Origin of the sequence: Halomonas alkalisoli, from assembly GCF_021412585.1 — a bacterium.
GTDB lineage: Bacteria > Pseudomonadota > Gammaproteobacteria > Pseudomonadales > Halomonadaceae > Halomonas > Halomonas alkalisoli.
The window spans coordinates 213,866-238,289 of the sequence record NZ_JAKCMI010000023.1; the positions used below are offsets into that span (position 1 = coordinate 213,866).

The window sequence follows — 24,424 nt, forward strand, 5'->3', positions numbered from 1 at the left end:
GACCCATAAGATATTTTTCATAGAGACTCCTTTCGTCATCAGTGGCCAATATCCACGGCGATGCCGGTATGCCTGATCTTTTGCATACTGGGCTGTCTGTCCCTTGGCGTCGGTGCGCTAGCGGACATACCGGCCGCTGCGGCAGGGATGGCCGACTCGCAGCCGGAAGCAGCAATGGTCGTAGTAGCCGAGCAAGTGCTGGCCGAATCACGCCATGTAGCCTGGCGAAACGGCAAGGCTGCCAGCGGTCAGTTCTGCCCCGTGTTAAAGAGATCGCCGAGATCCCGGTCATCACCATCCAGCCCGAAGGTGGCGCGGGGCGGGTCGAAGTCCTCCTGTTCGCCGATCACTTCGCCCGCCGGCGAGATGATGATGCTGCGCTTCTCGGCAAAGCAGTAGTGGTAGCGCTTTATCTCGCCCCAGGTGACCAGCTTGCCTCCGCTCTCCTGCAGGTGCTCACGCGCTTTCTGGCAGGCTGTGGCCAGGCGCTCCTCCCATGGCAGCCGCCAGAAGCCGATGGGAAATGGAAGACGGCGGAAGTACTCGGTGAAGGCCATGGCGAAGATCGGCGTTGTCGGGTTTGTCCGCCGGACGTAGTCCGTGTCAGCAAACAGCCAATGGCGAAAGGCGCTGCGGTCCTCGGCGAGCCTTTCTGCCACGGCTTCGATGGCGGATAGAGACTCGGCTTCGCCGAGCCCTGCGCAGCGACACAGCGCCTCGAGGAAGCCTCGCTCGCCGAAACGTTCGTCCCGATATTCCCGCTCCAGCCCGAGATAGGGGCTTTCTCCGATAGCCTGGTAATGGGCCACCGCGGACGCTTCGGGGAGCGAGTAGCCCATCGCCCTTAACACGTCGGCGGGGACCAGATGGCGGGTTCTGAGTCGTAGCTCCTGGTTCAGGTTCATCGTTCTGCCCCCCTCTGCGGCGTCTGCTGTTCACCGGGCGTCACGCGGTTCGGAGCGGCTTGCGCCGTCCGGTCTCCGGCCAGCATGACGTCGTTGCGTAGCTCCCGGCGTACGATGTCATCCTGGGCCAGATGGTGGCCCGTCAGAGCATCCGCAAGGTGCTCGTCCGGCCGGGCGGGAGATCCACCAGCGGCAGCGAAAAGATGGGTGTCATGCGAGAGGCGATTGTGAGGTGTCATGGCTGTCTCCTGTTCCCCTGGTGCAATCGGCAAGCGCCGACCCAGGGGAGTGGAGTCGCACGCCGCTTTAGCTGCATTTCTATTCCGCCCGCAAGTTGGTGCTTAAATCGGCGGTGGCCCGGAGGCCGGACAACAAAAAACCCGCTCAGCGATGGCTAAAGCGGGCCTCTGGCATCGCTTTAGCTGCATTTTTAGAGCGCCCGCAAGCTGAGATTCAAATCGGCGCTTCCAGAACAGTAACCAGCCTGCCCATGCAGTGTCAATCCCGATCTCCGCTAGCATACTGGATCACCCCTGATATCCTGTACACCCCTTGCCTTGGGCTTGAAGTCACTGGTTCGCGGGTGGGATGCGTAGCTCTCAACGTACTCAAACCGCGAATTCAAGCTATGGTGCCCCAGCTACACTCCAAGATCAGGACCTGCACAGCAATGGAGTTGCTACGACGAAACCCGGGTGATTCACTTCGTTTATCTGGCTCTTGCCGCGGGCAGCTCTTCCCAGCGCGTCGAGTAGCGCTGGGTGAGGTTATCGCAGCGCAGCTACTGAGGCGCTGCCTACTTGCTAAACGGTTGGTGGCCGAGCATTGATCAGCTCCCACAGTTGCTCAGCTGCTGACGCGCCGCCTCCAGGTTGCCAGTAGCAGGCCACTACCAGCATCGGCCCTCCCAGCTGTTCTGCGAGCGAGACGAGCCTCCCCGCCTCGAGCTCCAACTCGATTAGGCCATGCGGCAACCATCCAATACCTAATCCCGCCAGCGATAGCTCGCGGATGCCTATCGTGAAGGCTGTTTCACAAACCAGTTCGACATCATAACGACGTTGTAGATCCAGCAGATAAGGGGACGACAGCGCGCTGCCCAGAAAGCTGTTGGGATCATACCCAAGCAAGGGCAGCCGGTTCTGATTGTCGAGATCGAATATCGGTTGTCCGAAGCGATCGGCTGCGCACACCGGCACGAGTCGCTCGGTCCCTAGCAGCACCCGCTCGATTTCCGTGCGCTCCATCAATAGGGGGGCATCTTCGAGTTCATTGCATAGCAATAGGTCTGCGTCGCCTCGTTGGAAGTCGCGTATGCATTCGCTGCGGTCCGATGATCTCACCTGCAGCCTGGCATCTGCGGCGTGCTGACGAAAGTGCCGTAGCAAGCGAGGCAAGTAGCTGACGGTTAAGGTGTGCTGGGTGGTAAGGATTGCTCGCGGTCCATGCTTGGCATCAGCGCGGATGCGGCCTCTCAGGGCATACAGGTGTGCCAGCCAGTCCCGAAGCGATGACTCATAGGATTTCGCATGGGGTAGGAGTGTCAGGCGTGGCGAGTGGCGATCAATCAACTCGACGCCTAGCCAGTCTTCCAATTGCCGAATACGCCGCGAGAATGCGGGCTGGGTGACATGACGCCTTTCTGCTGCCTGTGAGAAGGTTCCTGCCTCTATGAGGGCAAGAAAATCTTCAATCCACTCTATTTTCATATCAACTTCCTGAATAAATTGTTTTCAACAATAATTTATCCTTTCTATGCAAAAAATTAACCGACTGACAATATCTTGGCATTAGCCGGGCCAATCCGATAGGCACTATTTTTTATAGGCCAGACCAACTTATGGCGGACGGCGGTTCGCTGACCTCTTGGTCGCTGGTCATATAGAGAGCCCGTTTATGCAAAAAACTACTCGCCTGGAGGCCCGCATGCATCTTTCCCGTTTCCCCCGCATCCGTCTTGGACACATGCCAACACCACTCGAGCCGATGGATAACTTGAGCCGTCTCTTGGGAGGACCGCGTCTGTGGATCAAGCGCGATGACTGCACCGGTCTTTCCACCGGTGGCAACAAGACCCGCAAGCTCGAGTTTCTGATGGCCGATGCCATGGCGAAAGGCGCCGATACCATCATCACTCAAGGGGCTACCCAGTCGAACCACGCGCGCCAGACCGTTGCCGCGGCCTGCAAGCTGGGGCTTGGGTGCCACATCCTGCTCGAGGATCGCACCGGAAGTGATGACCCGGCCTACAACTTCAATGGCAATGTATTCCTTGACCAGTTGCATGGCGCAACAGTCAGCAAGCGTCCCGGTGGCACCGACATGGCGGCCGAGATGGAGCTTTTAGCCGAACAGCTCAAGGAAGACGGTAAGACCCCCTACATCATCCCCGGAGGCGGTTCCAACGAGATCGGGGCGCTGGGTTACGTCAATGCCGCCCTCGAACTGCTGGCCCAGGCCAATGACATGGGACTTCAGGTCGATCATCTGGTGCACGCCACCGGCAGCGCCGGCACCCAGGCAGGGCTTGTCACTGGGCTTGCCGCCTGCAATGCCGGCATTCCGGTACTCGGTATCGGCGTGCGTGCGCCCAAGGACAAGCAGGAAGAAAACGTATTTGCGCTTGCCCAGAAGACCGAAGCCAAGCTGGGGCTTTCGGGTGTAGTGACCCGCGAGGACGTAGTAGCCAACTGTGACTATGTCGGCGAAGGCTATGGAATCCCTACGCAGAGCATGGTCGAGGCAGTCACGCTGCTGGCGCGTCACGAAGGTATCCTGCTCGATCCGGTCTATTCAGGCAAAGGCATGGCAGGCCTGGTCGACCTGATTCGCAAGGGGCACTTCAAGGAAGGCGATAACGTTGTCTTTCTGCATACCGGTGGCAGCGTGGCGCTGTTCGGTTACCCCGAGGCCTTCGGTTTTCCCGACTACACAGCGTGACAGTCTCCTTGAGACCTGGGCGGAAGCCCTGATGTGAGCCTGGTTTAGAAATCAGCAGCATTGCGGAGAACACAATGACAATTCGACATCTCAAGTCGGCGCAGGCGGCCGAGACGGTAGCCACCGAAGACCAGCGTATCACCACGGTGGTACGCGACATGCTCGACGACATACGCGCACGTGGTGAGGTGGCGGTTCGAGAATATGCCGAGAAGTTCGATGGCTGGAAGGGCGACTTCGTGCTCAGTGATGAGAAGCGCCAGCAACTGATAGCCATGGTGCCCCAAGAGACCAAGGATGACATCGACTTCGCGCATCGTCAGATCAAGCGCTTTGCCGAGGCGCAACGCGACAGCCTGATTTCGTTCGAGATCGAGACTGAGCCAGGGGTCATTCTGGGACAGCGGGTGCTTCCGGTGGGGTGCGCCGGCTGTTATATCCCGGGAGGACGCTACGCGCATGTCGCCTCGGCATTGATGAGTGTCGCCACCGCCAAGGCGGCGGGGGTCGCCCATGTGGTGGCCTGCTCGCCACCGCGCGGTGACAGCATCGACCCGGCAGTGGCCTATGCCCTGGATGTGGCCGGCGCGGACATGATCCTGGAGATGGGCGGCGTACATGCCATGGCGAGCATGGCTTTCGGGCTGTTCGGTGGTCGTGAGGCCGACATCCTGGTGGGGCCGGGCAATGCCTATGTGGCAGAGGCCAAGCGGCTGCTGTTTGGTCAGGTTGGAATCGATGTGTTTGCTGGCCCCACCGAGTCGGCGATCATTGCCGACGATACCGCCGACCCCATGACCATCGCCGTCGACCTGGCATCCCAGGCCGAGCATGGCCCCAACTCACCCGTGTGGCTATTCACCACCAGCGAACCCTTGGCGCAGAAGGTCATCGAGCTGATGCCCAAGGTCGCCGACGATATGCCCAACGCCGAAGTGGTTCATGCCGCGTGGCGCGATTATGGCGAAGTGATCGTAGGCGATACCCGAGAGGAAGTCGTCGAAGCCAGCGATCGGTATGCCTGCGAGCACCTCCAGGTGCTGTGCAAGGATCTTGAATGGTGGAAACAGCACCTCAGCAACTACGGCTCGCTGTTCCTCGGCGAGGGAAGCACCGTCACCCACGGTGACAAGTGCTCGGGGACCAACCACATCCTGCCGACCAAGCGTGCCGGCCGTTACAGCGGCGGCCTCAATGTACACAAGTTCATGAAGGTGCTGACTACTCAGCAGCTCAGCGAAGAAGCCAACCGCACCTTCAGCGCCGTGGGCTCGCGAATTTCGCGCACCGAGGGCATGGAAGGTCACGCCCGTGCTTGCGACTGGCGGCTGACCAAGTATTTCCCCAATGAACAATGGGAATTCCCCGTCTATCACCAACAGCGCTATTGAGGTACGTCACATGCGTCGCTTCTCGAAATCGTTCACCCAGCAGGAGCCACTGTCCGAGGACTCGATCGAGGCGGCGGTGGCGGTGATGCGCTCCGGACGGCTGCATCGCTACAACCTGGTGGAAGGGGAGAAGGGTGAAACCGCGCTGCTGGAACAAGAATTTGCCGACAGCTTGGGCGTTCCCTATGCACTCGCCTGCGCATCGGGCGGCTATGCCCTGCAACTGGCACTGCGTGCTTGCGGGATCGCGCCGGGAGACCCGGTGCTGTGCAACGCCTTCACCTTGTCTCCGGTGCCCGGCAGCATTCATGCAGCGGGAGGCGAAGCGGTATTGGTCGACATCCTTGAGGACACCACGGTAGACCCGGTTGACCTGGCAACAGCGGCGCAGGAGACCGGCGCACGGTTCTTCTTGCTCTCACACATGCGTGGCCATATCGGCGACATGGAGGCCATCACGGAGGTGTGTGATGCGCACGGTATCACGCTGATCGAAGACTGCGCCCACACCATGGGCGCCAGTTACGCAGGCAAGCCGAGTGGCACTTTCGGCAGGGTAGGTTGCTTCAGCACCCAGACCTACAAGCACATCAATTCCGGCGAGGGGGGGCTGCTGGCAACCCAGGACCCCGAGATCATGCGCCGGGCGGTGATCATGTCGGGCTCGTATATGCTCTACGACCGCCATCTGGCCGCTCCGGGTGCCGAGAGCTTCGACGAGACTCGCCTGGTGACACCTAACATGAGCGGTCGCATGGATAACCTGCGAGCGGCCGTGCTGCGACCGCAACTGGCCGAGCTCGAAGGGCGCAAGGAGCGCTGGAATACGCTTTACCGGCGTATCGAGGCCGGTCTTCCTGATCATGAACTCGTCAAGACTATTCCCCGGCATGCCCAGGAAGACTTCGTGGGTAGCTCCATCCAGTTTCGTCTGCCGTCACTGTCGCCGGATCGAATCGCACGATTCGTCGTCGGCTGCGAGGCGCGTGGCATTCCCCTCAAGTGGTATGGCAAGCCACAACCTGAGGACTACACCAGCCGCTACGACAGCTGGCGCTATCTCCCAGCCACACGAGCATTGCCCAATGCGGATCGCATCTTGGCAGAGCTGTGTGACCTGCGGCTTCCACTGACATTCACCGACGAGGAGTGCGACGACATTGTCCAGCTGATGGGCGATGCCATGGAGCAGGCAACCGACAAGACCAACAACCCATAACACCGATATTATCGAATTGGAGTGAAAACAATGTTCAAGAAAACACTGCTGGCAACTGCCATCCTGGCTTCGCTGACTGTGCATGCGGCCCAGGCCAGAACCTTTCAGGTGGGCATGGGGGATCCCATGGACTCCGACCAGGGGGCGCTGGCCCAGCGATTTGCCGAACTGGTGGAGCAATATTCCGATGGTGAAATGACTGTCGACCTGTTTCCGGGTGGCCAGCTTGGCCCTGAAACCGGAATGATTCAAGACACCCGCATCGGGTCACTGGATATGGCATTCATCGGTGTCGGTAACCTGACGCCGTATGCACCGAAGCTCGGTGCCTTGACGATGCCCTATTCATTGCGAAGCCATGCTGATGCTGTCAAGGCAACGACGGGCCCGCTTGCACAACGCTGGAACGAGATTGCCAAGGAGGAAGCGGGTGTAAAGATCATCAGCTGGCTGTATTCAAACTTCCGCTATCTTACCAACTCGGATCGCCCGGTACGCAACCTGGAAGACCTGCAAGGGCTCAAGGTTCGTGTCCCGCAAAATGAGATGATGCTGGCTACCTATGAGGCTTGGGGCGCCAATCCGATCAGCATGTCCTGGCCTGAGGTGTTCACGGCTCTCCAGCAAGGTGTCGTTGACGGCCAGGATAACCCCTATATCGTGAATTACACGATGAAATTCCACGAGGTGCAAGATTACTTGACTGAAGTCCATCACCAGTACTCCTTGCAGCCTCTTGTGATGGGGGTGCGTACCTATGATGCCTTGTCGGAAGAGGAGAGGGCGATAATTGATCGCGCGGGGATTGACGCTCAGCTCTACGCCCTGCAGTTTCAGCTGACTGGAGCGGTCACGGCGCGAGAAGGTATGGAGGCAGAAGGCGTTGAAGTATCGACGCTCGAAGATGAGGATGAGTGGATACGTATCGCTCAAGAAGAAGTTTGGCCCGCCTTCTACGACAAAATTGGCGGCCAGGAAGCCTTCGAAGAGTTTCAGTCCATTCTTGGCTATTAAACCATGCTGGGCCGGGAGAATCTCCCGGCCTTAAATGCACGCTCCTGGCTGGATAGGGTGGTGCCCGTGCTAAAATTTATCAACAATATCGAAGACTACACTTGCCGATTCTTGCTCGGGCTTTTTGTGATTCTGATATTTGCTCAGGTGGTAATGCGAGCAACGCTTGGGATTGGCATGGCATGGATTGAAGAGTTGTCCCGCTACGCCTTTGTCTGGTTTGTTTTTCTGGGTGCAGCGCATGCTGCTCACCTTGGAGCCCATAATAGATTGCAGATCCATATCAATCTTTTGCCCAAGCGTGTTGCCAACGGGTTACTGCTTTTTGTCGACTTGGTCTGGGTTGGTTTCTGCCTGACTCTGGCATGGAAGAGTCTCTCCCTTATCGAACTTCTTTTTGCGTTTCCCTACAGAACGCCTGCCATGGGGTGGTCCCTGGTTTACGTCTACATGATATTTCCTGTTGCTTTCGTGTTGATGGCATTCCGCGTTTTGCAGGTTCAATACCTCAAGCTCGTTAAAGGCGTTGAGTTTGGCGATATTGATCAAGAACAAGTCGATAAAATAATTGAAGACGAAGCTTCCAACAGCCCGTCTTCAGAAAAGTAAAGGGGTGGCATCATGACGGCTCTTCTTCTATTTTCAGTTTTTGGTGGATTGCTGTTGCTTGGGGCGCCTATCGTGGTTGCCTTGGGAATCTCGGCAATGTCGGTTTATGTAATGAATGGCAGAGATATCAGCTCGATGGTGGAGCTGGGTTTCTCTGCTCTGAACTCTTTTCCATTAATGGCGCTGCCAGCATTTATTCTCGCCGGGGCTTTGATGGGAGACTCTGGTATCGCTCGCAGGTTAATACGCATTGCTGAAGAGCTTGCAGGCCCTGCTGCCGGCGGCTTGGGAGCTGCAGTCGTGATAGCTTGCATGTTTTTCGGCGCCATATCCGGCTCCGGCCCGGCTACTACCGCTGCGGTAGGCATGTTGGTCATCCCTGCCATGATAGAAAAAGGCTATGGCAGGAGCTATCCGGCGGCAATCACAGCTACAGCTGGTGGGTTAGGTGTCGTCATTCCTCCGAGCATGCCGTTGATCATCTATGGCGTAACGGCTAGTCAATCTATTTCGGCTCTCTTTCTGGCCGGTGCGATTCCGGGAATCATCCTTGGTGCGGGCCTGATGGTAGCTAACTATATCGTGGCCAAGAAAAATGGCTATCAGACAGAAGGTACCCCCTACGACTGGCGGCGTGTCCTCAATGTGCTGAAAGATGGGTTCTGGTCTTTGATGGCGCCGGTTGTTATTCTGGGTGGGATTTATTCGGGGCTGTTTACGCCTACAGAGGCAGCTGTAGTATCGATTTTTTATGCTCTTTTTGTGGGGGTTTTTATACACAAGGAATCCTCATTAGTTGGGGTTGGAAAATCTTTTGAGAGTGCTACATGGCTGACCGGTCGTGTGTTGATTATCATGTTTACGGCAACAGCTTTCGGTCGTGTTCTGGTGGAAAATCATATTCCAGCGATGATTGCTCAAGGAATTCTCGATATAACCACCAGTCTTTGGATGGTTTGGGTACTTGTCATTCTGTTCCTCCTCCTGGTAGGGATGTTCATCGAGATTCTGGCCGTGATAATGATAGTTACGCCAGTGCTTCTTCCTGTGATGGTGGAGCTAGGTGTTGATCCTATACATTTTGGCATTGTACTGGTGGTGAGCCTAGGTATCGGCTTCTCTACACCGCCGCTGGGTGAGAACATGTTTATCAGCTCCAGTATAGCCAAAGTTTCGATCGAGAGGATATCGGTTAGAGCCTTGCCACTCGTTGGGTCTATGGTAGTTATCGCCCTTGTTCTTGCATTTATTCCAGAAATTACGCTGTGGTTGCCTGGAAAGTTTGGGTATTAACGATTTATCGGGAGTGTTCTTGTGAGCAAAAAAAACGAATATTCGCCTTCTTCTGTGACCAGTACACATGTCATGGTTGGCGTTCTGGGAGGTATGGGGCCCGATGCCACAGTAGCCTTCATGCAACGAGTCATCGATGCCACGCCAGCTCAGGACGATATCGATCATGTTCATATGCTGGTGGACAATAACCCCAAGGTGCCATCACGGATCAAGGCGTTGATCGACGGGGATGGTGATAATCCAGGCCCCGTGATCGCCGAGATGGCGAGGCGCCTGGAACAGGCTGGAGCTAATTTCCTGGTGATGCCTTGCAACACGGCGCATTACTACTGGAAGGATGCCCAAGATGCGGTAAGCATTCCTGTGTGGCACATCGTTGAGAGAACGCTGGATGCCATCGCACATCGTCTGCCCGGTGCCCGCGTCGGCATGCTGTGCTCGCCGGCCCTGCGCAAGATCGGCCTCTATGAAGGTTTTTCTCGGGAGCGTGGGTTGTCGCTGGTCTACCCAAGCGATGAAGAAGCCGTGCTGGGCGTGATTCGTGCCGTCAAGCGTGGTCAGGGGCGTGCTCCCGAGACCCTGGCAGCCTTCGCCGGCGCGGCCGCCGAACTTGCCACGCTACAGGCGGATGTGCTGGTGCTGGCATGTACCGAACTTTCCGTGATTGGCGATGGGCTAAAGGTATCCCTCCCAGTGGTAGATACCTTACAAGTGCTGGCTGATGACGTGGTCAAAGCAGCCAATACAGGCTGACCCCCGAGGTTAGTTGAGCCCTGGGCGTTTATCGTCCGCTTGCATAGCTATTTATTTCGCGAATGTTTCCATGGCTCGGCTATTGCCGAGCCATGGCATCGTTCGTGCGACTCGCGGGATGCGACCGGAGATCCACTTATGAAAACTCGTACTTTTACCGCGCCATTGACGACCCTGCGGACATTCTTTCATGGTTCTCGTGGACACTATCGTGCTGTTGGTCGTGGCCTTCTCGTGTGTGTGACCATTGCCTTGGCGACCACCTTTATTGCTGATCATTACGGTGGGCCGACCTTGCTTTATGCGCTTCTGTTCGGGATGTCGCTGCACTTTCTCAGTGAAGAGGACCGCTGCCGAGAGGGCATTGAATTTGCTTCCCGCACCGTACTGCGTCTGGGGGTGGCATTGCTGGGCGCCAGGATGACGTTGGAACAGGTGGGTGATCTGGGTCTTGTGCCGGTACTTACCGTGATCGGCTCTGTTGCATTGGTCATTGCGTTGGGGGCGTTGTTTGCGAGAGTACTGGGCCTGCCACGCGAATTCGGGCTATTGACCGGTGGAGCAGTCGGAATTTGTGGTGCCTCGGCGGCCCTGGCCTTGTCAGCGGTGATGCCGCGCAACGAGGCCAGTGAACGCAATACCATCCTCACAGTGGTGGGCGTAACCACGCTTTCCACCATGGCAATGGTGATCTATCCGCTCATCGCTGGTGCACTGGCGCTGGCCGACACTCAGGCCGGCATCTTTCTGGGGGGGACTATCCACGATGTCGCCCAAGTGGTGGGAGCCGGTTACATGATTTCGGAGGAGACAGGTGATGTTTCCACCCTGGTCAAGCTGGTGCGCGTAGCTATGCTGGTGCCGGTTGTCATGGTGTTCATGTGGCTTTTTCGCAAGTCACGTCGAGAGGCAGGTGAATCCTCCAAAATGCCCTTGTTGCCTAGCTTTCTGGTGGGCTTCGTGGTGCTGGTGATAGTGAACAGCCTTGGGGCTATTCCGGAATCGGTTAACGATGCCATGACGACGCTGTCTCGCTGGTGCCTGGTCACAGCCATTGCCGCCTTGGGTATCAAGACCTCCTTTCAGAAGCTTGCCGTGGTGGGGTGGCGACCGGTGATCCTGATGGTGTTGGAAACCTTGCTGCTGCTGGGCATCGTTCTCGGGGTAGTTGTGCTGGGTGGGTTGGGAGTCTGAGGGAATTAACGCCGAGACTTCCTAGCCCTGGACTTGGGAGTGTAGCTTGCGCCTTCGTTTCAGGTGCCTTGTAGTGAACGGCATCGGCGTGAGCGTCTGGCTTACATCGCGTGTCGGTAATCTCTTACAACACAAGGTATCTCAGGTTAATAGTTATCGCTCTTCGTCGCTGTCATAGTGAGCGCATCGGGCAAGGAGGCCCTACAGGGAAGATCGAGTCAGGGAGACTCACGCACCAGGGATGCTCAGGCAGGACGCTTGAGGTAGTGGAAAGGAAGCGAAGATTTAGCCCGGCCTCACGGCCGGGCTTCTTTTATCTGGCTTTTACTGCGGGCAGCTCCTCCCAGCGTGTCGAATAGCGCTGGGTAAGGTGGTTGCAGCGCAGGTGCCAGGCCGCGCCTGGGCTGGGCGTACCGAGCTTTACGGTGCCGCGTCCCATTCGTCTGTTCAGCTCGTCCATGGTGGCCATCAGGCTCTGGCTGCGCTGCCGATCGGCGGTACTCTGTGGCGTATCCAGCAGGGAGAGCTGCTGCCGGTCGGCGTCGATCAGGTCCAGCAGCATCACGCCACCTTTCTGGTACCGGTAGCCCTTGCGGTAGATACGCTGCAGGGCCTGGCCGGCGGCACTGAGGATCTCGCGGCTGTCATCGGTGGGGCGGGGCAGTTCGACGGCAAGGCTGGACGAGTACTGGGGCAGATCGTTGCGAAACGGGTTGGTCTTGAGGAACACCAGCACCGCGCGAGCAAGGCTGCCCTGGCTTCGCAGCTTTTCGGCGCCTCGCTGGCCGTGCTGGCGGATGGCCTCGCGAATCTCGCCCAGGTTGTCGGTGAGCTTGCCGAACGAGCGGCTGGTCATGATGCGCTGGCGGGCCTCATCGACGTCGTTCATCTCGATGCACGGGGTGCCGCGCAGCTCCAGGGCGGTGCGCTCGACGGTGACGCTGAACTGTCGGCGTATCCACCTGGGGTCGGCCTGGGCGAGGTCCCAGCCGGTGCGGATCCCCAGCACGGCAAGGCGCTCGACCAGCCGTCGGCCCACGCCCCAGAGGTCGCCCAGTTCAAAGCGCCGGAGCAAGGCGCGGGTTTCAACGCTCTCGGCCCGTAGCACGCAGACACCGCCATAGGCGGGGATCTTCTTTGCTGCCCTGTTGGCCAGCTTGGCCAGGGTGCGGGTGGGGGCGACCCCGACGCAGACGGGAATGCCGGTGTACTGTCGCACCTTATGATGGAGCTGCCGCGCATGCTCGAGCAGTTGGCCCGGCTCGAAGCCGTCGAAGCGCACGAACATCTCATCGATGCTGTAGGGCTCGACACCGGCAGAAAACTCCCCGAGCACCGCTTGCACCCGTTGGCTCATATCGCCGTAGAGCTCGTAGTTACTCGAGAGCAGGCGAATCCGACCCTGGCCCACCAGGTGTTGGAGCTTGAAGGCGGGCATACCCATGGTGATATCGAGGGCCTTCAGTTCGTTGGAAAGGGCGATCACGCAGCCATCGTTGTTGGAAAGCACGCCGACGGGGCGGCCAACCAGTCGCGGCTGGAACACGCGCTCGCAGCTGACGTAGAAACTGTTGCAGTCCACCAGACCGATCAGCGTCATACCGGGTACTCGTGAATGACCGCACGCACCACGCCCCACACCTGGCAGTCGAGTTCCCTGAGGGGGATCGGCGCATAGCGGGGGTTGCCCGAGCAGAGATGCGGCTGGTTGCCGAGCAGCTCATAGCGCTTCACGGTGATCTCGCCATCAACCATTGCCACCAGAATATGGCCGGGCCGCGGATCGATGGAGCGATCGACCAGCAGCAGGTCGCTTTCGTGTATGCCCAGGCTCACCATGCTGTCGCCAGTGACCGTCATGAAGAACGTGGCCGCGGGGTGTTTTACCAGGCGTTCGTTTAGGTCGAGCGTGCGGCCTTCGTAATCCTGAGCAGGCGATGGGAAGCCGGAAAGCCCCGCGCGGCCGAGTGCCAGCGGGTACGGCAGGGCCTGGGTAGCCGGGTCAGGATGGGCAGGAGTGAAGTGCTCCGGTGGCATGGCGGCTTATCTCGAATGCTGTGTATGCATACAGTATTCTCGACAATGCCGGTGACAGGCAACAGGCAAGCGCTAATGGAAGTTAGCCATGGGTGGCTTGGTGACAAGAATAGCCAGGCGAGGGAGGGATATGTACTTGAACCGCCTGGAAAACGGCGTGAGTAATAATCATGTTCTACCATCACTAAGGATGACGGTGATCAATACCTGGACCCGAGAAGGTAGGACTGAATTCGGGCGCGTAGGGTGGCTGGGTGATATCGACCGCCACTCGATTCCGACCCGTGAGGAGCGCAGCCAGTTTTCGGACAATGCCTAGTGCTGAAACCAGTCGTATAAGGGTGCAGCGGGGCCTTCGCCTGGTTCAGGACCGCCTTCAATTGACAGGAGGTTTCCATGGCGATCCGGCTAACCGAGCCCCTGCGTCAAGAGTACGAGCAGCTGTTCGAGAGTTGCGACATCCTTCCCAAGCGCGAGGTCGAGGTGGAGCGCAGCGTCGATCGGCTGCTCTCCCATCGCGATCGCTACCAGACCGTTACCGAGCGCCGCGGAGTGCCCTGGCACTTCGTGGCGCTGGTGCACAGCATGGAATCGGGCTGTAGTTTCCGCTGCCACCTGCACAACGGCGATCCGCTCACTGCGCGCACCGTCCAGGTGCCTGCGGGCCGGCCGAAACGCGGTACCCCGCCTTTCGACTGGGAGGTGAGCGCCGCCGATGCCATGGCGCTGAAGCGCCTGGACGGCGACACCGATTGGAGCCTGGCCGGCACCCTCTATCAGTTGGAGCGATATAACGGCTGGGGCTACCGCATGTACCACTCTCACGTGCTTTCGCCCTACCTGTGGAGCTTCTCGACGCACTACACCAGCGGCCGCTACGTGGCCGATGGTCGCTGGTCCGACAGCGCCGTCTCGCGCCAGTGCGGCGCGGCGGTGATGCTGCGGCGACTGATCGAGCGCGGTGAGACGGACCTGGCCGACCAGCCGGCGGCAACGCTCTATGCGCAGGTAGCCGCCGAGCCAGCCGGCGATAAGGTCAGCCAGCGCCCCCTGGTGTCGCACCATCGCATGCGACGCAGCCGCCGTGATGCAGAGACAGAGAAGGCCCAGCGGCTGCAGCGCTGGCTGACCAGCTTCCCGGGCATCTTCCTGAAGGCCGATGGTATCCCCGGGGATCGCACCTCGAATGCCTATCGCCTGGTCACCGGCCACTATCTGCCCGGCGACCCGCGCGGTGAGTGAGTCGCCGGATCACGCCGCGGCCATTCCGCGGCCATTCCGCGGACAAGCGGCTACCCTTGAGATAATGCGAGCGCCGGTGGGCGGTCGCGTCCCTCGCCGAAATACAAAAACAATAGTGAGGCCGTATCATGAGCCATCGTCCCCTGGTACTGCTGCATGGCTGGAACGATGAAGGTAAATCATTCGAGAGACTGGTGGGGCACCTTCGCAAGCGGCTGGGTCCCGAGCGTATTCAGCGCATCGCCATCGGCGATTACCTCTCCAAGGATGACGCCCTGCGCTTCGATGATCTGCAGGCGGCTCTGGATCGCGCCTGGACAGCGCATGGGCTGCCGCGGGACGTGGCCAGCGTTGACCTCATCGTACACTCCACCGGGGGGCTGGTGATCCGTGACTGGCTGGTGCGTCACTTCGCCCCCGATGCCGTCCCGGTCAAGCATCTGGTGATGCTCGCGCCGGCCAACTTCGGCTCGCCGCTGGCCCACATGGGCCGTTCGATGCTGGGGCGTATCACCAATGGCTTCTTCAGCCGTCAGGCGGGGCAGGCGGTGTTGGAGACCGGGGCCAATATCCTGCGCGGCCTGGAGCTGGCCAGCCCCTTCAGCTGGGCATTGGCCATGCAGGATCGTTTCGCCGAGGGCGAGGGCATGTATGTCCCCGGTCGGATCCTGTGCACCGTGCTGTGCGGCAATACCGGCTACGGCGGCATCCGCGCATTGGCCAACGAGGAGGGCGGCGACGGCACCGTCCGGCTGGCCACGGCGAACCTCAACTGCGGCCATATGCAAATCGCCTTCCGCGAAAAGGAGCGCGACAGTGGCCGAGTCACCGTGCCTGAGGTGGTCGACTACCGGCCGTCCAGCGGACGCTGTGCCTTTCGGATTCTCGATGGCCTGGATCACTCGGCGATCAAGCTCGACGCCGCCGAAAGCCGACTGAGCGGTGGTCAGAAGGAGACACTGGCGCTGATCGAGCGAGGCCTGACCATCGACGACGATGCGTTCGATGCCTTCTGTGACGAGTGCGACGCGGCCAACCAGCAGCTGACCCGCCAGCCGGGGGATAGGCGCGGCAAACCGGGCTTCCAGAACACCGTGGTACGCGTGCGCGACCAGTTCGACGCGCCGGTTGCGGACTACCTGATCGAGTTCTACGACCCTCGCCGCCCCGACGGCGGCGGGCTGGCGCGAACCATTCACGAGTCGGCGATTCGCAAGGTGCACAATTACCGGGCAGACCCCTCGCTGCGCAGCCTGTATATCGACACAAACCGACTGTGTGAGGCCGTCGAGCGTGCCGATACTCGGCTGGGCATGTCGATCACCGCCGAGCCGATGCTGGATGAGGACGAGCACAATGCCCGTTACACCCCGGTGGGGTTTCGCACCCTGGCCGACGAGGACATCGAAGATCTCTGCCTGGACGTCGACCAGCTGAGAGCACTGTTCCAGCCTCATCGCACTCTGCTGGTGGATATCTGCCTACACCGTTCCCAGGCCGACAACGTGTTCCGACTGAACGATCCGCAAGACTGACTGGCTGGGGCTTCAATGGCTACAGAGGCGCCCGCCTGAGCCCTCGCGCTGGCCCACCAGCTGCTGGAAGCAGGGCGACTGCTCCAGCAGCTCGGCGCCGATTTGGCGCAGCGCATCCACCTCCTCGCTGGGTAGCCGGAAACGGGTGGGGATGCGCTGGAAGCGCTCCCGTGTGGCGTCGTCGGTCAACTGATCGAAGCCGACGTAGATATAGTAGAGATCGATCTGGTGCATCCCGGTGCCGGCGTCCAGGGATAGACGCTGGGCGTCCGCGCGGTCGCGCAGGGCATCCCTGAGCAGTTCGACCGTATCGAAGGAGTAGTTGGCCAGGGGCGTGGTGGCGATGGTGCTGATCACCTGCCTGGGACCGGGAGAGCGGGGCGAGGTGTCGAAGTCTGCCGCCAGGTCTTCCGACTTGGCGTCCACCACGATCACCACCAGCTTGTCGACGATTTCCCGGTTCATCTTGTTCAGCACGCTCCACTCCACCTCTTGCAGGGTGGGTGCACGCAGGGCATCGAGGGCCGGGCGCAGGCCGATATTGTCGGAGACGCCGCCGTCGAGCAGATGTACATGGTCTCGCTCGGGCTCCTGGTAGCGCTGCCAGTGGCGCGCACGATAGTAGCGGCGGGGGTTGGTATTCAGGCCCTCCAGGGCGTTGGCCACCCAGGGCGGCTCCTGGTAGCCGCAGCGTCCGGGGTAGCTGTTGAGCGTCAGCGGCGTGAAGGCGATGGGAAAGTTCGACGAGGCTGCCACGGCGCGTGACAGCGGGATACTGTCGAGATCGACGCACATCGGGTCCAACTGGGACTGCACGAAGGTGAACTGGGACCCCTTGTCCATGTCGGTGGCATTGATCAGCAGGAAGGGCTTGCGGCCGTCATCCGCCAGGTCGGCGAAGCTGGCCTGGCCGAACAGCCGCTCCTGGTAGACCTCCTCGGCGAGTTCGATGCGTCCGAAGGTGGGCGAGGCCAGCCTGGCCCAGTTGTAGGGGTTGAGCAGCCGGCGCTTCAGGTCCGACTCGACGTCCCGATAGAGGAAGTCGCGCTGAAACCGGCCCCCCTCCTCGAAGATGTCGTCACGGTGCAGCCCGTAGTAGGCCGCGGTGAAGCTGCCGCCGGACACTGACGAGATGACGTCCACCTCGTCCAGCAGGTTTCGCGGCTCCCCGTCCATCTCGACCCAGCTGTCACGCAGCGTTTCCAGCACGCCGTAGGCGAGGGCGGCGGCCCGCGTGCCCCCGCCGGAGAAGCTGAGGATCACGAACAGCTCCTCGCTGTTTTCCGCACCCTCGAGATTGGCGTAGCGGTAGCCGCTGCCGGTATCGACCTGCTCCAGGGGCTGGGTCTCGGGGAACGCCGCGCAGCCGGCCAGCACTGCCAGCGCCGCGAGCGGGCCGATCAACCGTCCTGCGACGGGGCTCACCGACCCGGCTCCTTGAGGGTGAACTCGACGACCAAGGGTGCCGAGGGCAGAGTGTCGACGATCTCCACTCGCTGGCACTCGGGCTCGAAGTCCGGCGGTGGGGCCAGCGTCACCGTGTACCAGCCGGCATCGACCTGGCACACCGACTGGGTCCAGGCGGCGGGCTCGCCGTCGATCCAGACCTCGCGGCGCTGGGGGAAGACGACCTTCAAGTACTCTGCCATGGCATGTCTCCTAGGCTCTGCCGAAAACTGGCTGCGCTCGCTCATACGGCGTTAAAAATCGACTCAAAATACTCATTTACACCCCGTAAACTCCGTCTTTTCGCCGATTTTTGCCTTGTCTGCCCATCGCTCGCCGGCTTTTCAGGCAAAGCCTATAGCGTCTTGAGGTATTCGATCAGCGCCGCCTTGTCATCGTCGTCGAGCTGGGTACCGAACGCGGCGCCGTCGTGCCCCTGGTTGCCGTTGCCCGGCTCGGCGGTGTCATACAGGAAGCCATGGCGTTCGGCGGCCTCGCCGTCATGGATGAAACCCAGGCGCTCGGGGTGGTAGACGTCATAGCCGCGGTAGAAGCGCTCGGGGCGCTGATCGGCAGGCTGGAGCAGGTCTTCCAGGGTAGGGGCCGAGCCGTTGTGCAGGTAGGGCGCGCGCAGCCAGATGCCGGTGAGCGGCTTAGCCACATAGCCGTCTGTCTTGACGAAGGCGTTGAAGTCCCAGGGGTAGTCCTCGGCGTAGGCGTTGTAGCGCTCGGCGGCCTCGGCGGTCCACATCTCGAGGCGGTGGGGGTCGGTGCCGACCTCCGGCTGGGGGATCACCGTGCCGGTTCGAGCGCCCTCCAGGCCGTGGCAGCCGGCGCATGTCTGCTGGAACACCGCTTCGCCCTCGGCGGCCAGGTCGGCGTCGAGATCGCCCAGGAAGGGGTAGGGCGGCGGACGCTTGGTCAGCAGGTACGCTTCCAGGTTGGCGAGGTCGTCCACGGGCAGCGAATCCGGGCGTGCACCGTCACCGATGGCGCCGCTCAGCACCACTTCAGTCAAGGAATCATTGAGGCCGTCCCAGTGCAGGGCGAAGCCCTCCTGCTCGTCCATCGCCCACAGCGGCATGATGTCGGAGTTGCCGATGGTGTCGTCCTCGGCGGGGTCCAGTGCCAGCAGGTCGGGGTGAAACTTGACCGGGTTGAAGGGGTCGATGCGCCCCGGCCCCCAGCGCGGGCGCTCGTCGGTCCAGGTGAAGCGGGCGGCTTGTTCCTGAAGTCCGTCTCGGGTTCGCGGAATGATCAGGAAACGGTAGAGCAGGCGGTCGAGCCAGGAGAGGTCGGTCTCCGCCTCGATGGCCGGCAGCAGGGTGGTGGCGGTGAAGTCCGGGTCATTGGCGGCATTCCCCAGGAAGGTCAGGTAGGCCTGGGGATCGAAGGTCTGGTGGGGGCCGGTGGGCACGATCTGGCGTTCGGCGTCTTCAGCGATGCGGTAGCTGGCGGTGTGGCAGGCCGCGCAGTTAATGGCGATACGCGGGAAGCCGATGGTCTTCCTGGAGAAGCCGGCCGGGGTCGCCTCGCCCTCCTCCCAGAGCATGCCCAGGGCGGCGTAGCCGCCTTCCCCGGGCAGGTGCTGGGGGAAGACATCCGGCAGCACGCGCCAGATCCAGTAGGGAATGCCCTCTTCCTGCTCGGCGCCGATGGAGCCGTAGAGGTAGTAGGCCTCAACGCTGTCGAACCGCTGTGGCTCCTCGCGGAACAGCTGGTACCAGCCAACGACGGCAATCGCCCCGCCGGCTATCAGCAGCAGGAGCAGCCATACCCACCAGCGCCGCGAGGTCCTTGAAGTGTCTCGGTGACTGGATGCCATGGCTGTCTCTCCTCGAGTTTGGGAAACACTGCACAAATGCCTACGCGAGCGAATCGCTGCGTTGCGCGGTGCGCGGAATCCTCACCTATACCCCATAGGCTCCGGTTCCTGTGCTCCGGGCGCCTTGCGCTTCATCTCGCTCGTCGATTTGTTCAGCGCTTCCTTTGTTATGTCGTCTTTTCGGCGCGGCGGAGCAGCAGCAGCAGGATGCCCTGGGTCACGCCGAAGAAAAGATCGATCAGGGCGAACAGTGGAAACTGCGGATGGAGCAAGGTGAAGAACACCACCCCGGCGAAACGCGCCAGGACGGTCAGCACGGCGATGGCCCGGAAGTGAAAGGGATCGAACGCCGCCGGCAGGTAGAACAGGCTTAGCAAAATCAGCAGCCAGGCTGCGAAGGCGGGCCACATCGGCTCGGCAACCGGGGCGCCCCCGACCAGGCTGATCACCGCGTTGGGGACAAAGACCGCAGGCAGGGCGAAGAGGAGGTTGGCCACCACTCCCAGCAGTACCATGGCGCGAAATCCCGCTGCGTAGCTGCCCATCCCCCGATGCCCCCTGCCCTCGACGAGACTAGTCGGTCCCCATTCGTTTTCTGGTGGGAAGTCAAACCCTGTGCTAGAGATTAGTAGTCAAGTTCGGTGAGGTCACGTAAGACTTGTGTAACTGAGATCTCTAGGAGCCTGTCGGATTTGACCGATCGTCACGAGAGATTTGGATTTCGAGACAAGTTTATCGATCTGATGAGGCGAATAGCCCGCTATTTAACGAATCAGATCGAATGAAATTGGCCGAAAGACCGGATCTCGCAGTAGATCAGCGTTAAGTCCGACAGGCTCCTAGGCCTAGGCGAGATTGGGTTGGTAGCGACGGCTTTGTTCAGGGGGGGAGTCCCATGTTCGGTCAACGTGGTGGTAGCGGTCTGCTCGGTCGCGCCTTTCGGTGTATCAATCGGCGCCGTCAGTGGTATCGATTTCCCTTCCCCATCGCCGTCCTCAATCTCGTCGCTCTGCGCCGCAACCTGCGCTGGCATAACCTCTACTCAACCGAACGGGAGCGTCCGCAGGATCCCGAGCGGGAAAACATCGACGTGCACCAGTTCCGCACCGCCGACGGCAGCTACAACGACCTGGCGGAACCCGCCATGGGCAAGGCGTATACCCGCTTCGGGCGCAACGTGCCGCCTGCCGAGACCTTCGGCGAGACCGGCGAGAGGCTGATGACACCGAGTCCCCGGGTGATCAGCCGTCGCTTGATGACGCGAGATCCCTTCGTGCCGGCGACCACCCTCAACGTCCTGGTCCCTGCCTGGCTGCAGTTCATGGTCCACGACTGGTTCAGCCATGGCAGCAATGACACCGAGGCCGAGCGCTACGAGGTGCCCCTGGACGAGGACGATGACTGGCCCTGGGAGCGCATGACGGTGCTGCGCAGCCGGCGCGACACCACCCGCTCATCCGCCGATGAGGGGCATCCCGATACCTTCCTCAATACCGAGACCCAGTGGTGGGATGCGTCCCAGATCTACGGCAGCAGCCTGCGCCGCCAGCGCCTGGTGCGCACCGACCCCGACAGCGGTGAAATGCTGGCCGACGGCAAGCTCTACCTCAAGCCCGATGGCCACCTGCCGCTGGATGAGCATGGCATCGAACTGGCGGGCGCCAACGGCAACTGGTGGGTGGGACTGTCGCTGATGCACACCCTGTTCGCCATGGAGCACAATGCCATCGTCGACCGGCTGCGCATCGAGCATCCCGACCGCGACGGCGAGTGGCTGTTCCAGAAGGCCCGGCTGGTGAATGCGGCGCTGATCGCCAAGATCCATACCGTCGAGTGGACCCCGGCGCTGCTCGATACCCCGGAGCTGCGGCTCGGCATGCGCGCCAATTGGTGGGGCGTGCTCGACGAGCACTTCTACCGCAGCCGGGGCCGTGTCAGCGACAGCGAACTGTTCAGCGGCATCGTCGGCTCGCCGGTGGATCACCATGCCGCACCCTATGCCATCACCGAGGAGTTCAGCGCCGTCTATCGCATGCACCCGCTGATTCCCGACGATTTCAGCTTCCGGCGTCTGGACGACGACAGCCTGATCAAGGAGTGCGGCCTCACCGAGGTGGCCGGCTCTCTGACCCAGGCGCTCTATGAAGAGATGCCGCTCAGCGATGCGCTCTACTCGCTGGGCACCAGCCACCCCGGCGCCCTGGTGCTGCACAATTTTCCGAGGCACCTGCAGCAGCACGAGAAGCAGGCGCCCCATCATCGAATGATCGACCTGGCCACGGTGGATGTGCTTCGCGACCGCGAGCGCGGGGTGCCGCGCTACTGCCGCTTCCGCCGCTTGATCGACATGCCGGCCCCCGCGAGCTTTGCCGAACTGACCGACAATCCCCAGTGGCAGCGCGAACTGGAGGCGGTCTATGGTGACGTGGAAGAGGTCGACCTGCTGATCGGTTGCCTGGCCGAGACCCCGCCACCCGGCTTCGCTTTCAGCGATACCGCCTTCCGGATCTTCATCCTGATGGCCTCGCGACGTCTCAAGAGTGACCGCTTCTTCACCGACGACTACACCCCCGAGGTCTACACCCAAGCGGGCATGGAGTGGATCGACAACAACGGCATGAAGTCGGTCATCGGACGTCACTTCCCCGAACTGGCGCCGCGGCTGGAGGGTGTGCGCAATGCCTTCTTCCCGTGGAACCGCGGCTAGCACGGATAGAAGGCACGGATAGAAGGATAGGGAGGGAGGCAGCATGGCCAGACGCAGGCACATCCCCGGGCTGATCAACGTTCTGGAGGTCACCGATCCCGGTGAGATTCGTCTGCTCGACGGCGACTCACGCCTCGACCGTTCCCTGGCACCCAGCGGCGGCTTGATCAACCGCCTGCGCCTGGCGCGCCTGCGCGGTGCTTTCGTCTTCGATGGTGAGCCGCTGCCGGCCCTGCTGGGCCGCGAGGCCGAGGGGCGCGAGTCGCGCCACGCCGAGCTGGGGCGGCGCCTGGACGAGGGCGCCGAGACTTCGATCTGGCGCCAGGACCCGGCTTTCAAGACCCTGGTGGAGGGGGTCGCCGGCCAGGCCGACGTCGAGGCGCTGGGCCCCGCCGCCCAGGGGCTGCTGGGGCGGCGGTTCCACGACGATTACCGGGCCGACGAGGCGACCTTTGCGGCGGCCCGTCGGCTCAATGACTATCCGCGCACCCAGGCGTTACGTGCCCTTCTCCAGCGCCTAAGCGGCCAACTCCGCCGCGACCGCCAACTGCTGCATGACAGCGCCCGGGGGGATGCCATGTCCCTGCATGCCACCAGCGTGGCGGTGCATAACCTGGTGGGGGCGCTCGAGGCGATGCGCTCCCTGGCCGCTACCCCAGGGGCCTATGAGTTGCCCCAGGCGGCGGTGCTGGCACGCTGCCTCAGCGTACCGGAAACGCTGCTGCGCCAGGTGCTGGCGCCGCTCTCGACACCCTGTTCCCCGCGTCGCCTGGTGCCCGGTGATCTGGTACTGCTGCGACTCGCCGAGGGTGTCCGGCGCAGCGGCGATCGGGAGTTGGCCTTTATGAGCGATAGCTGGGCGCGCTGTCCGGCCCAGCGTTTCATCCTGGCGCTGCTGGCCGATATCTGGGAGCGGGCCGTGGCATCCCGGTCAGGGGAGGGCGGACGATGAGCGAGGATGTCATCTTCTCGCCGCTCAAGTGGCGTAACCTGGAGGTCAAGAATCGCCTGTTCCGCTCGAACATTTCCGGGCGATTCGACAACGAGGACGGCAGCCTGACCCAGACACGCATCAACTGGGAGTGCCAGTTCGCCCGGGGAGGGGTGGGCGCGATCATCTCCTCCTTCGTGCCGGTACAGATGGAGGGGCGCATCGTGGCGGGCTACGCCACCATTCACCGCGATGACTTCATCCCGCTGTGGCAGCGGCTCGGCGAGGCGGTGCACCGCTTTGACTGCAAGTACATCCTGCAGCTCAGCCATTCCGGCCGGCAGATGGATCTCCCCGGGGTCCACAATCAGCATCGCCGGTCGCTCAGTTCCACCGACCACAAGGAGGCCCTGCACGGCTTCCTGTGCCGGGCCATGAGCGGCCACGAGATCGAGCGCACCATCGAGGCCTTCGCCGACGGGGCCTGGCGGGCCCGGGAGGCCGGGCTCGACGGGGTGGAGCTGCATGCCGCCAACGGCTACCTGTTCACCCAGTTCCTGAGTTCCGCCATCAATGACCGGCGCGACCGCTACGGCGGCTCGCTCGCCAACCGGGCCCGCTTTCTGCTGGATGTGATCCGCGCCATTCGCGAGCGGGTGGGGCCGGACTTCCACCTGCAGGTCAAGATCAGCGCCGTGGACCATAACGACATCCTGCCCTGGGAAGGCAAGGGCAATACCCTGGCGGAGAGCCTGCAGGTGTGCCGCTGGGTCGAGACGGCGGGCGCCGATGCCCTGCACGTGTCGGTCGGGAGCCTCTTTCCTCACCCCCTGAATCCGCCGGGGGATTTCTCCTTCGACACCATCGCCAGCACCTACGATGCCATGCTCTCCGCCGGGGTCGACACCTTCCGCAACTACCTGCTGTTTCGCTATTCGTCGCTGCGCTGGATCTTTCGCTGGCTGTGGTTTCGTCACCAGCGCGGCCATGCCGTGGAAGGGGTAAGCCTGGACGAGGCGCGTGCCGTACGCCAGGCGGTGGGCATTCCGGTGATCAGCACCGGTGGCTATCAGCGCGCCGCCCTGGTACGCGAAGCCATCGGTAGCGGGGCCTGCGACGCGGTCTCCAGTGCCCGGGCGCTGATCGCCAATCCCGACCTGCCGAAGCAGTGGCAGGCCGGGCAGGATGAACCGGAACGCCCCTGCACCTTCTGCAACAAGTGTTTGCTCAACGCGCCCAAGAATCCCCTGGGCTGCTACGAACTGTCGCGCTTCGACGGCGACCACGAGCGCATGATCGCGACCCTGATGAGCATCTACGACACCCGCCCCGAGCTGCGCCTGCCCCCGGTGCCGCCGGCGCAGAATCCGTGAGGCTGCC

Annotated in this window: 22 protein-coding genes; 13 read left to right on the forward strand and 9 right to left on the reverse strand. The window is 61.4% G+C overall.

What is annotated here, in order from left to right:
• Nucleotides 1-248 precede the first annotated feature (248 nt).
• From LY622_RS09565 to LY622_RS09575, 3 genes are all read right to left on the reverse strand, one after another.
• Nucleotides 249-905: a hypothetical protein gene (locus tag LY622_RS09565; RefSeq protein WP_234290670.1), complete on the reverse strand. Its 657-nt coding sequence runs from the start codon at nt 903-905 to the stop codon at nt 249-251.
• The gene (locus LY622_RS09570) at nt 902-1,144 is read right to left on the reverse strand and encodes a hypothetical protein (protein ID WP_234290671.1); all 243 of its coding nucleotides are present in this window, start codon (nt 1,142-1,144) and stop codon (nt 902-904) included. The genes LY622_RS09565 and LY622_RS09570 overlap by 4 nt, the downstream gene beginning before the upstream one ends.
• Before the next feature lie 564 nt (nt 1,145-1,708).
• Nucleotides 1,709-2,614 (reverse strand): LysR substrate-binding domain-containing protein, encoded by a 906-nt coding sequence (locus tag LY622_RS09575; RefSeq protein WP_234290672.1) that lies wholly within the window; start codon nt 2,612-2,614, stop codon nt 1,709-1,711.
• Between the two features lie 217 nt (nt 2,615-2,831).
• On the opposite strand from LY622_RS09575, the gene cuyA reads away from it, so the two are divergent.
• The 8 genes from cuyA to LY622_RS09615 all read left to right on the forward strand — a co-directional run bounded on the left by cuyA (nt 2,832) and on the right by LY622_RS09615 (nt 11,321).
• Nucleotides 2,832-3,845: a D-cysteate sulfo-lyase gene (gene cuyA, locus LY622_RS09580; protein WP_255762523.1), complete on the forward strand. Its 1,014-nt coding sequence runs from the start codon at nt 2,832-2,834 to the stop codon at nt 3,843-3,845.
• A 74-nt stretch (nt 3,846-3,919) separates the two neighbouring features.
• A complete protein-coding gene (gene hisD, locus LY622_RS09585; protein WP_234290673.1) occupies nt 3,920-5,236 on the forward strand; it encodes a histidinol dehydrogenase in 1,317 nt (438 codons plus the stop codon).
• 10 nt (nt 5,237-5,246) lie between these two features.
• Nucleotides 5,247-6,455 carry a DegT/DnrJ/EryC1/StrS family aminotransferase gene (locus tag LY622_RS09590; protein ID WP_234290674.1) on the forward strand — a complete coding sequence of 403 codons (1,209 nt, stop codon included), beginning with the start codon at nt 5,247-5,249 and terminating at the stop codon, nt 6,453-6,455.
• 30 nt (nt 6,456-6,485) lie between these two features.
• Nucleotides 6,486-7,469 carry a TRAP transporter substrate-binding protein gene (locus tag LY622_RS09595; protein ID WP_234290675.1) on the forward strand — a complete coding sequence of 328 codons (984 nt, stop codon included), beginning with the start codon at nt 6,486-6,488 and terminating at the stop codon, nt 7,467-7,469.
• Nucleotides 7,470-7,472: 3 nt separating this feature from the next.
• Nucleotides 7,473-8,078 (forward strand): TRAP transporter small permease, encoded by a 606-nt coding sequence (locus LY622_RS09600; RefSeq protein ID WP_234290676.1) that lies wholly within the window; start codon nt 7,473-7,475, stop codon nt 8,076-8,078.
• Between the two features lie 12 nt (nt 8,079-8,090).
• Nucleotides 8,091-9,371: a TRAP transporter large permease gene (locus tag LY622_RS09605; protein WP_234290677.1), complete on the forward strand. Its 1,281-nt coding sequence runs from the start codon at nt 8,091-8,093 to the stop codon at nt 9,369-9,371.
• Between the two features lie 21 nt (nt 9,372-9,392).
• Nucleotides 9,393-10,127 carry a cysteate racemase gene (gene cuyB, locus LY622_RS09610; protein ID WP_234290678.1) on the forward strand — a complete coding sequence of 245 codons (735 nt, stop codon included), beginning with the start codon at nt 9,393-9,395 and terminating at the stop codon, nt 10,125-10,127.
• Nucleotides 10,128-10,265: 138 nt separating this feature from the next.
• Complete coding sequence (locus LY622_RS09615) at nt 10,266-11,321, forward strand: YeiH family protein (RefSeq protein ID WP_234290679.1); 1,056 nt, start codon at nt 10,266-10,268, stop codon at nt 11,319-11,321.
• A gap of 313 nt (nt 11,322-11,634) precedes the next feature.
• Here the strand turns inward: LY622_RS09615 and LY622_RS09620 are convergent, their stop codons facing one another.
• Nucleotides 11,635-12,921 (reverse strand): Y-family DNA polymerase, encoded by a 1,287-nt coding sequence (locus LY622_RS09620; protein WP_234290680.1) that lies wholly within the window; start codon nt 12,919-12,921, stop codon nt 11,635-11,637.
• Nucleotides 12,918-13,358, reverse strand: a complete 441-nt coding sequence (locus tag LY622_RS09625) for a LexA family protein (RefSeq protein ID WP_234290681.1) — start codon at nt 13,356-13,358, stop codon at nt 12,918-12,920. Before LY622_RS09625 ends, LY622_RS09620 begins: the two co-directional genes overlap by 4 nt.
• A 396-nt stretch (nt 13,359-13,754) precedes the next feature.
• Here LY622_RS09625 and LY622_RS09630 point away from each other — a divergent pair, with 396 nt between their 5' ends.
• Together LY622_RS09630 and LY622_RS09635 are read left to right on the forward strand one after the other, a co-directional pair.
• On the forward strand, nt 13,755-14,600 hold the full coding sequence (locus LY622_RS09630) for a hypothetical protein (RefSeq protein ID WP_234290682.1): 846 nt from the start codon (nt 13,755-13,757) through the stop codon (nt 14,598-14,600).
• Nucleotides 14,601-14,728: 128 nt separating this feature from the next.
• Nucleotides 14,729-16,135 (forward strand): esterase/lipase family protein, encoded by a 1,407-nt coding sequence (locus tag LY622_RS09635; protein ID WP_234290683.1) that lies wholly within the window; start codon nt 14,729-14,731, stop codon nt 16,133-16,135.
• A 12-nt stretch (nt 16,136-16,147) separates the two neighbouring features.
• Here the strand turns inward: LY622_RS09635 and LY622_RS09640 are convergent, their stop codons facing one another.
• The 4 genes from LY622_RS09640 to LY622_RS09655 form a co-directional block, all read right to left on the reverse strand.
• Complete coding sequence (locus LY622_RS09640) at nt 16,148-17,560, reverse strand: patatin-like phospholipase family protein (RefSeq protein WP_234290684.1); 1,413 nt, start codon at nt 17,558-17,560, stop codon at nt 16,148-16,150.
• Nucleotides 17,557-17,784 (reverse strand): hypothetical protein, encoded by a 228-nt coding sequence (locus LY622_RS09645; protein ID WP_234290685.1) that lies wholly within the window; start codon nt 17,782-17,784, stop codon nt 17,557-17,559. Before LY622_RS09645 ends, LY622_RS09640 begins: the two co-directional genes overlap by 4 nt.
• A 152-nt stretch (nt 17,785-17,936) precedes the next feature.
• Nucleotides 17,937-19,406, reverse strand: coding sequence for a c-type cytochrome (locus tag LY622_RS09650; RefSeq protein WP_234290686.1), 1,470 nt, complete (start codon nt 19,404-19,406; stop codon nt 17,937-17,939).
• Between the two features lie 167 nt (nt 19,407-19,573).
• Complete coding sequence (locus LY622_RS09655) at nt 19,574-19,951, reverse strand: hypothetical protein (protein ID WP_234290687.1); 378 nt, start codon at nt 19,949-19,951, stop codon at nt 19,574-19,576.
• A gap of 350 nt (nt 19,952-20,301) precedes the next feature.
• Between LY622_RS09655 and LY622_RS09660 the strand changes: the two genes are divergently transcribed.
• From LY622_RS09660 to LY622_RS09670, 3 genes are read left to right on the forward strand one after another with little or no spacing between them, the layout of a single operon-like run.
• The gene (locus LY622_RS09660; RefSeq protein ID WP_234290688.1) at nt 20,302-22,113 is read left to right on the forward strand and encodes a peroxidase family protein; all 1,812 of its coding nucleotides are present in this window, start codon (nt 20,302-20,304) and stop codon (nt 22,111-22,113) included.
• Nucleotides 22,114-22,156: 43 nt separating this feature from the next.
• Entirely contained in the window at nt 22,157-23,065 is a 909-nt protein-coding gene (locus tag LY622_RS09665; protein WP_234290689.1) for a hypothetical protein, read from the forward strand.
• Complete coding sequence (locus LY622_RS09670; RefSeq protein WP_234290690.1) at nt 23,062-24,417, forward strand: NADH:flavin oxidoreductase; 1,356 nt, start codon at nt 23,062-23,064, stop codon at nt 24,415-24,417. The genes LY622_RS09665 and LY622_RS09670 overlap by 4 nt, the downstream gene beginning before the upstream one ends.
• The last annotated feature ends 7 nt before the right edge of the window (nt 24,418-24,424 follow it).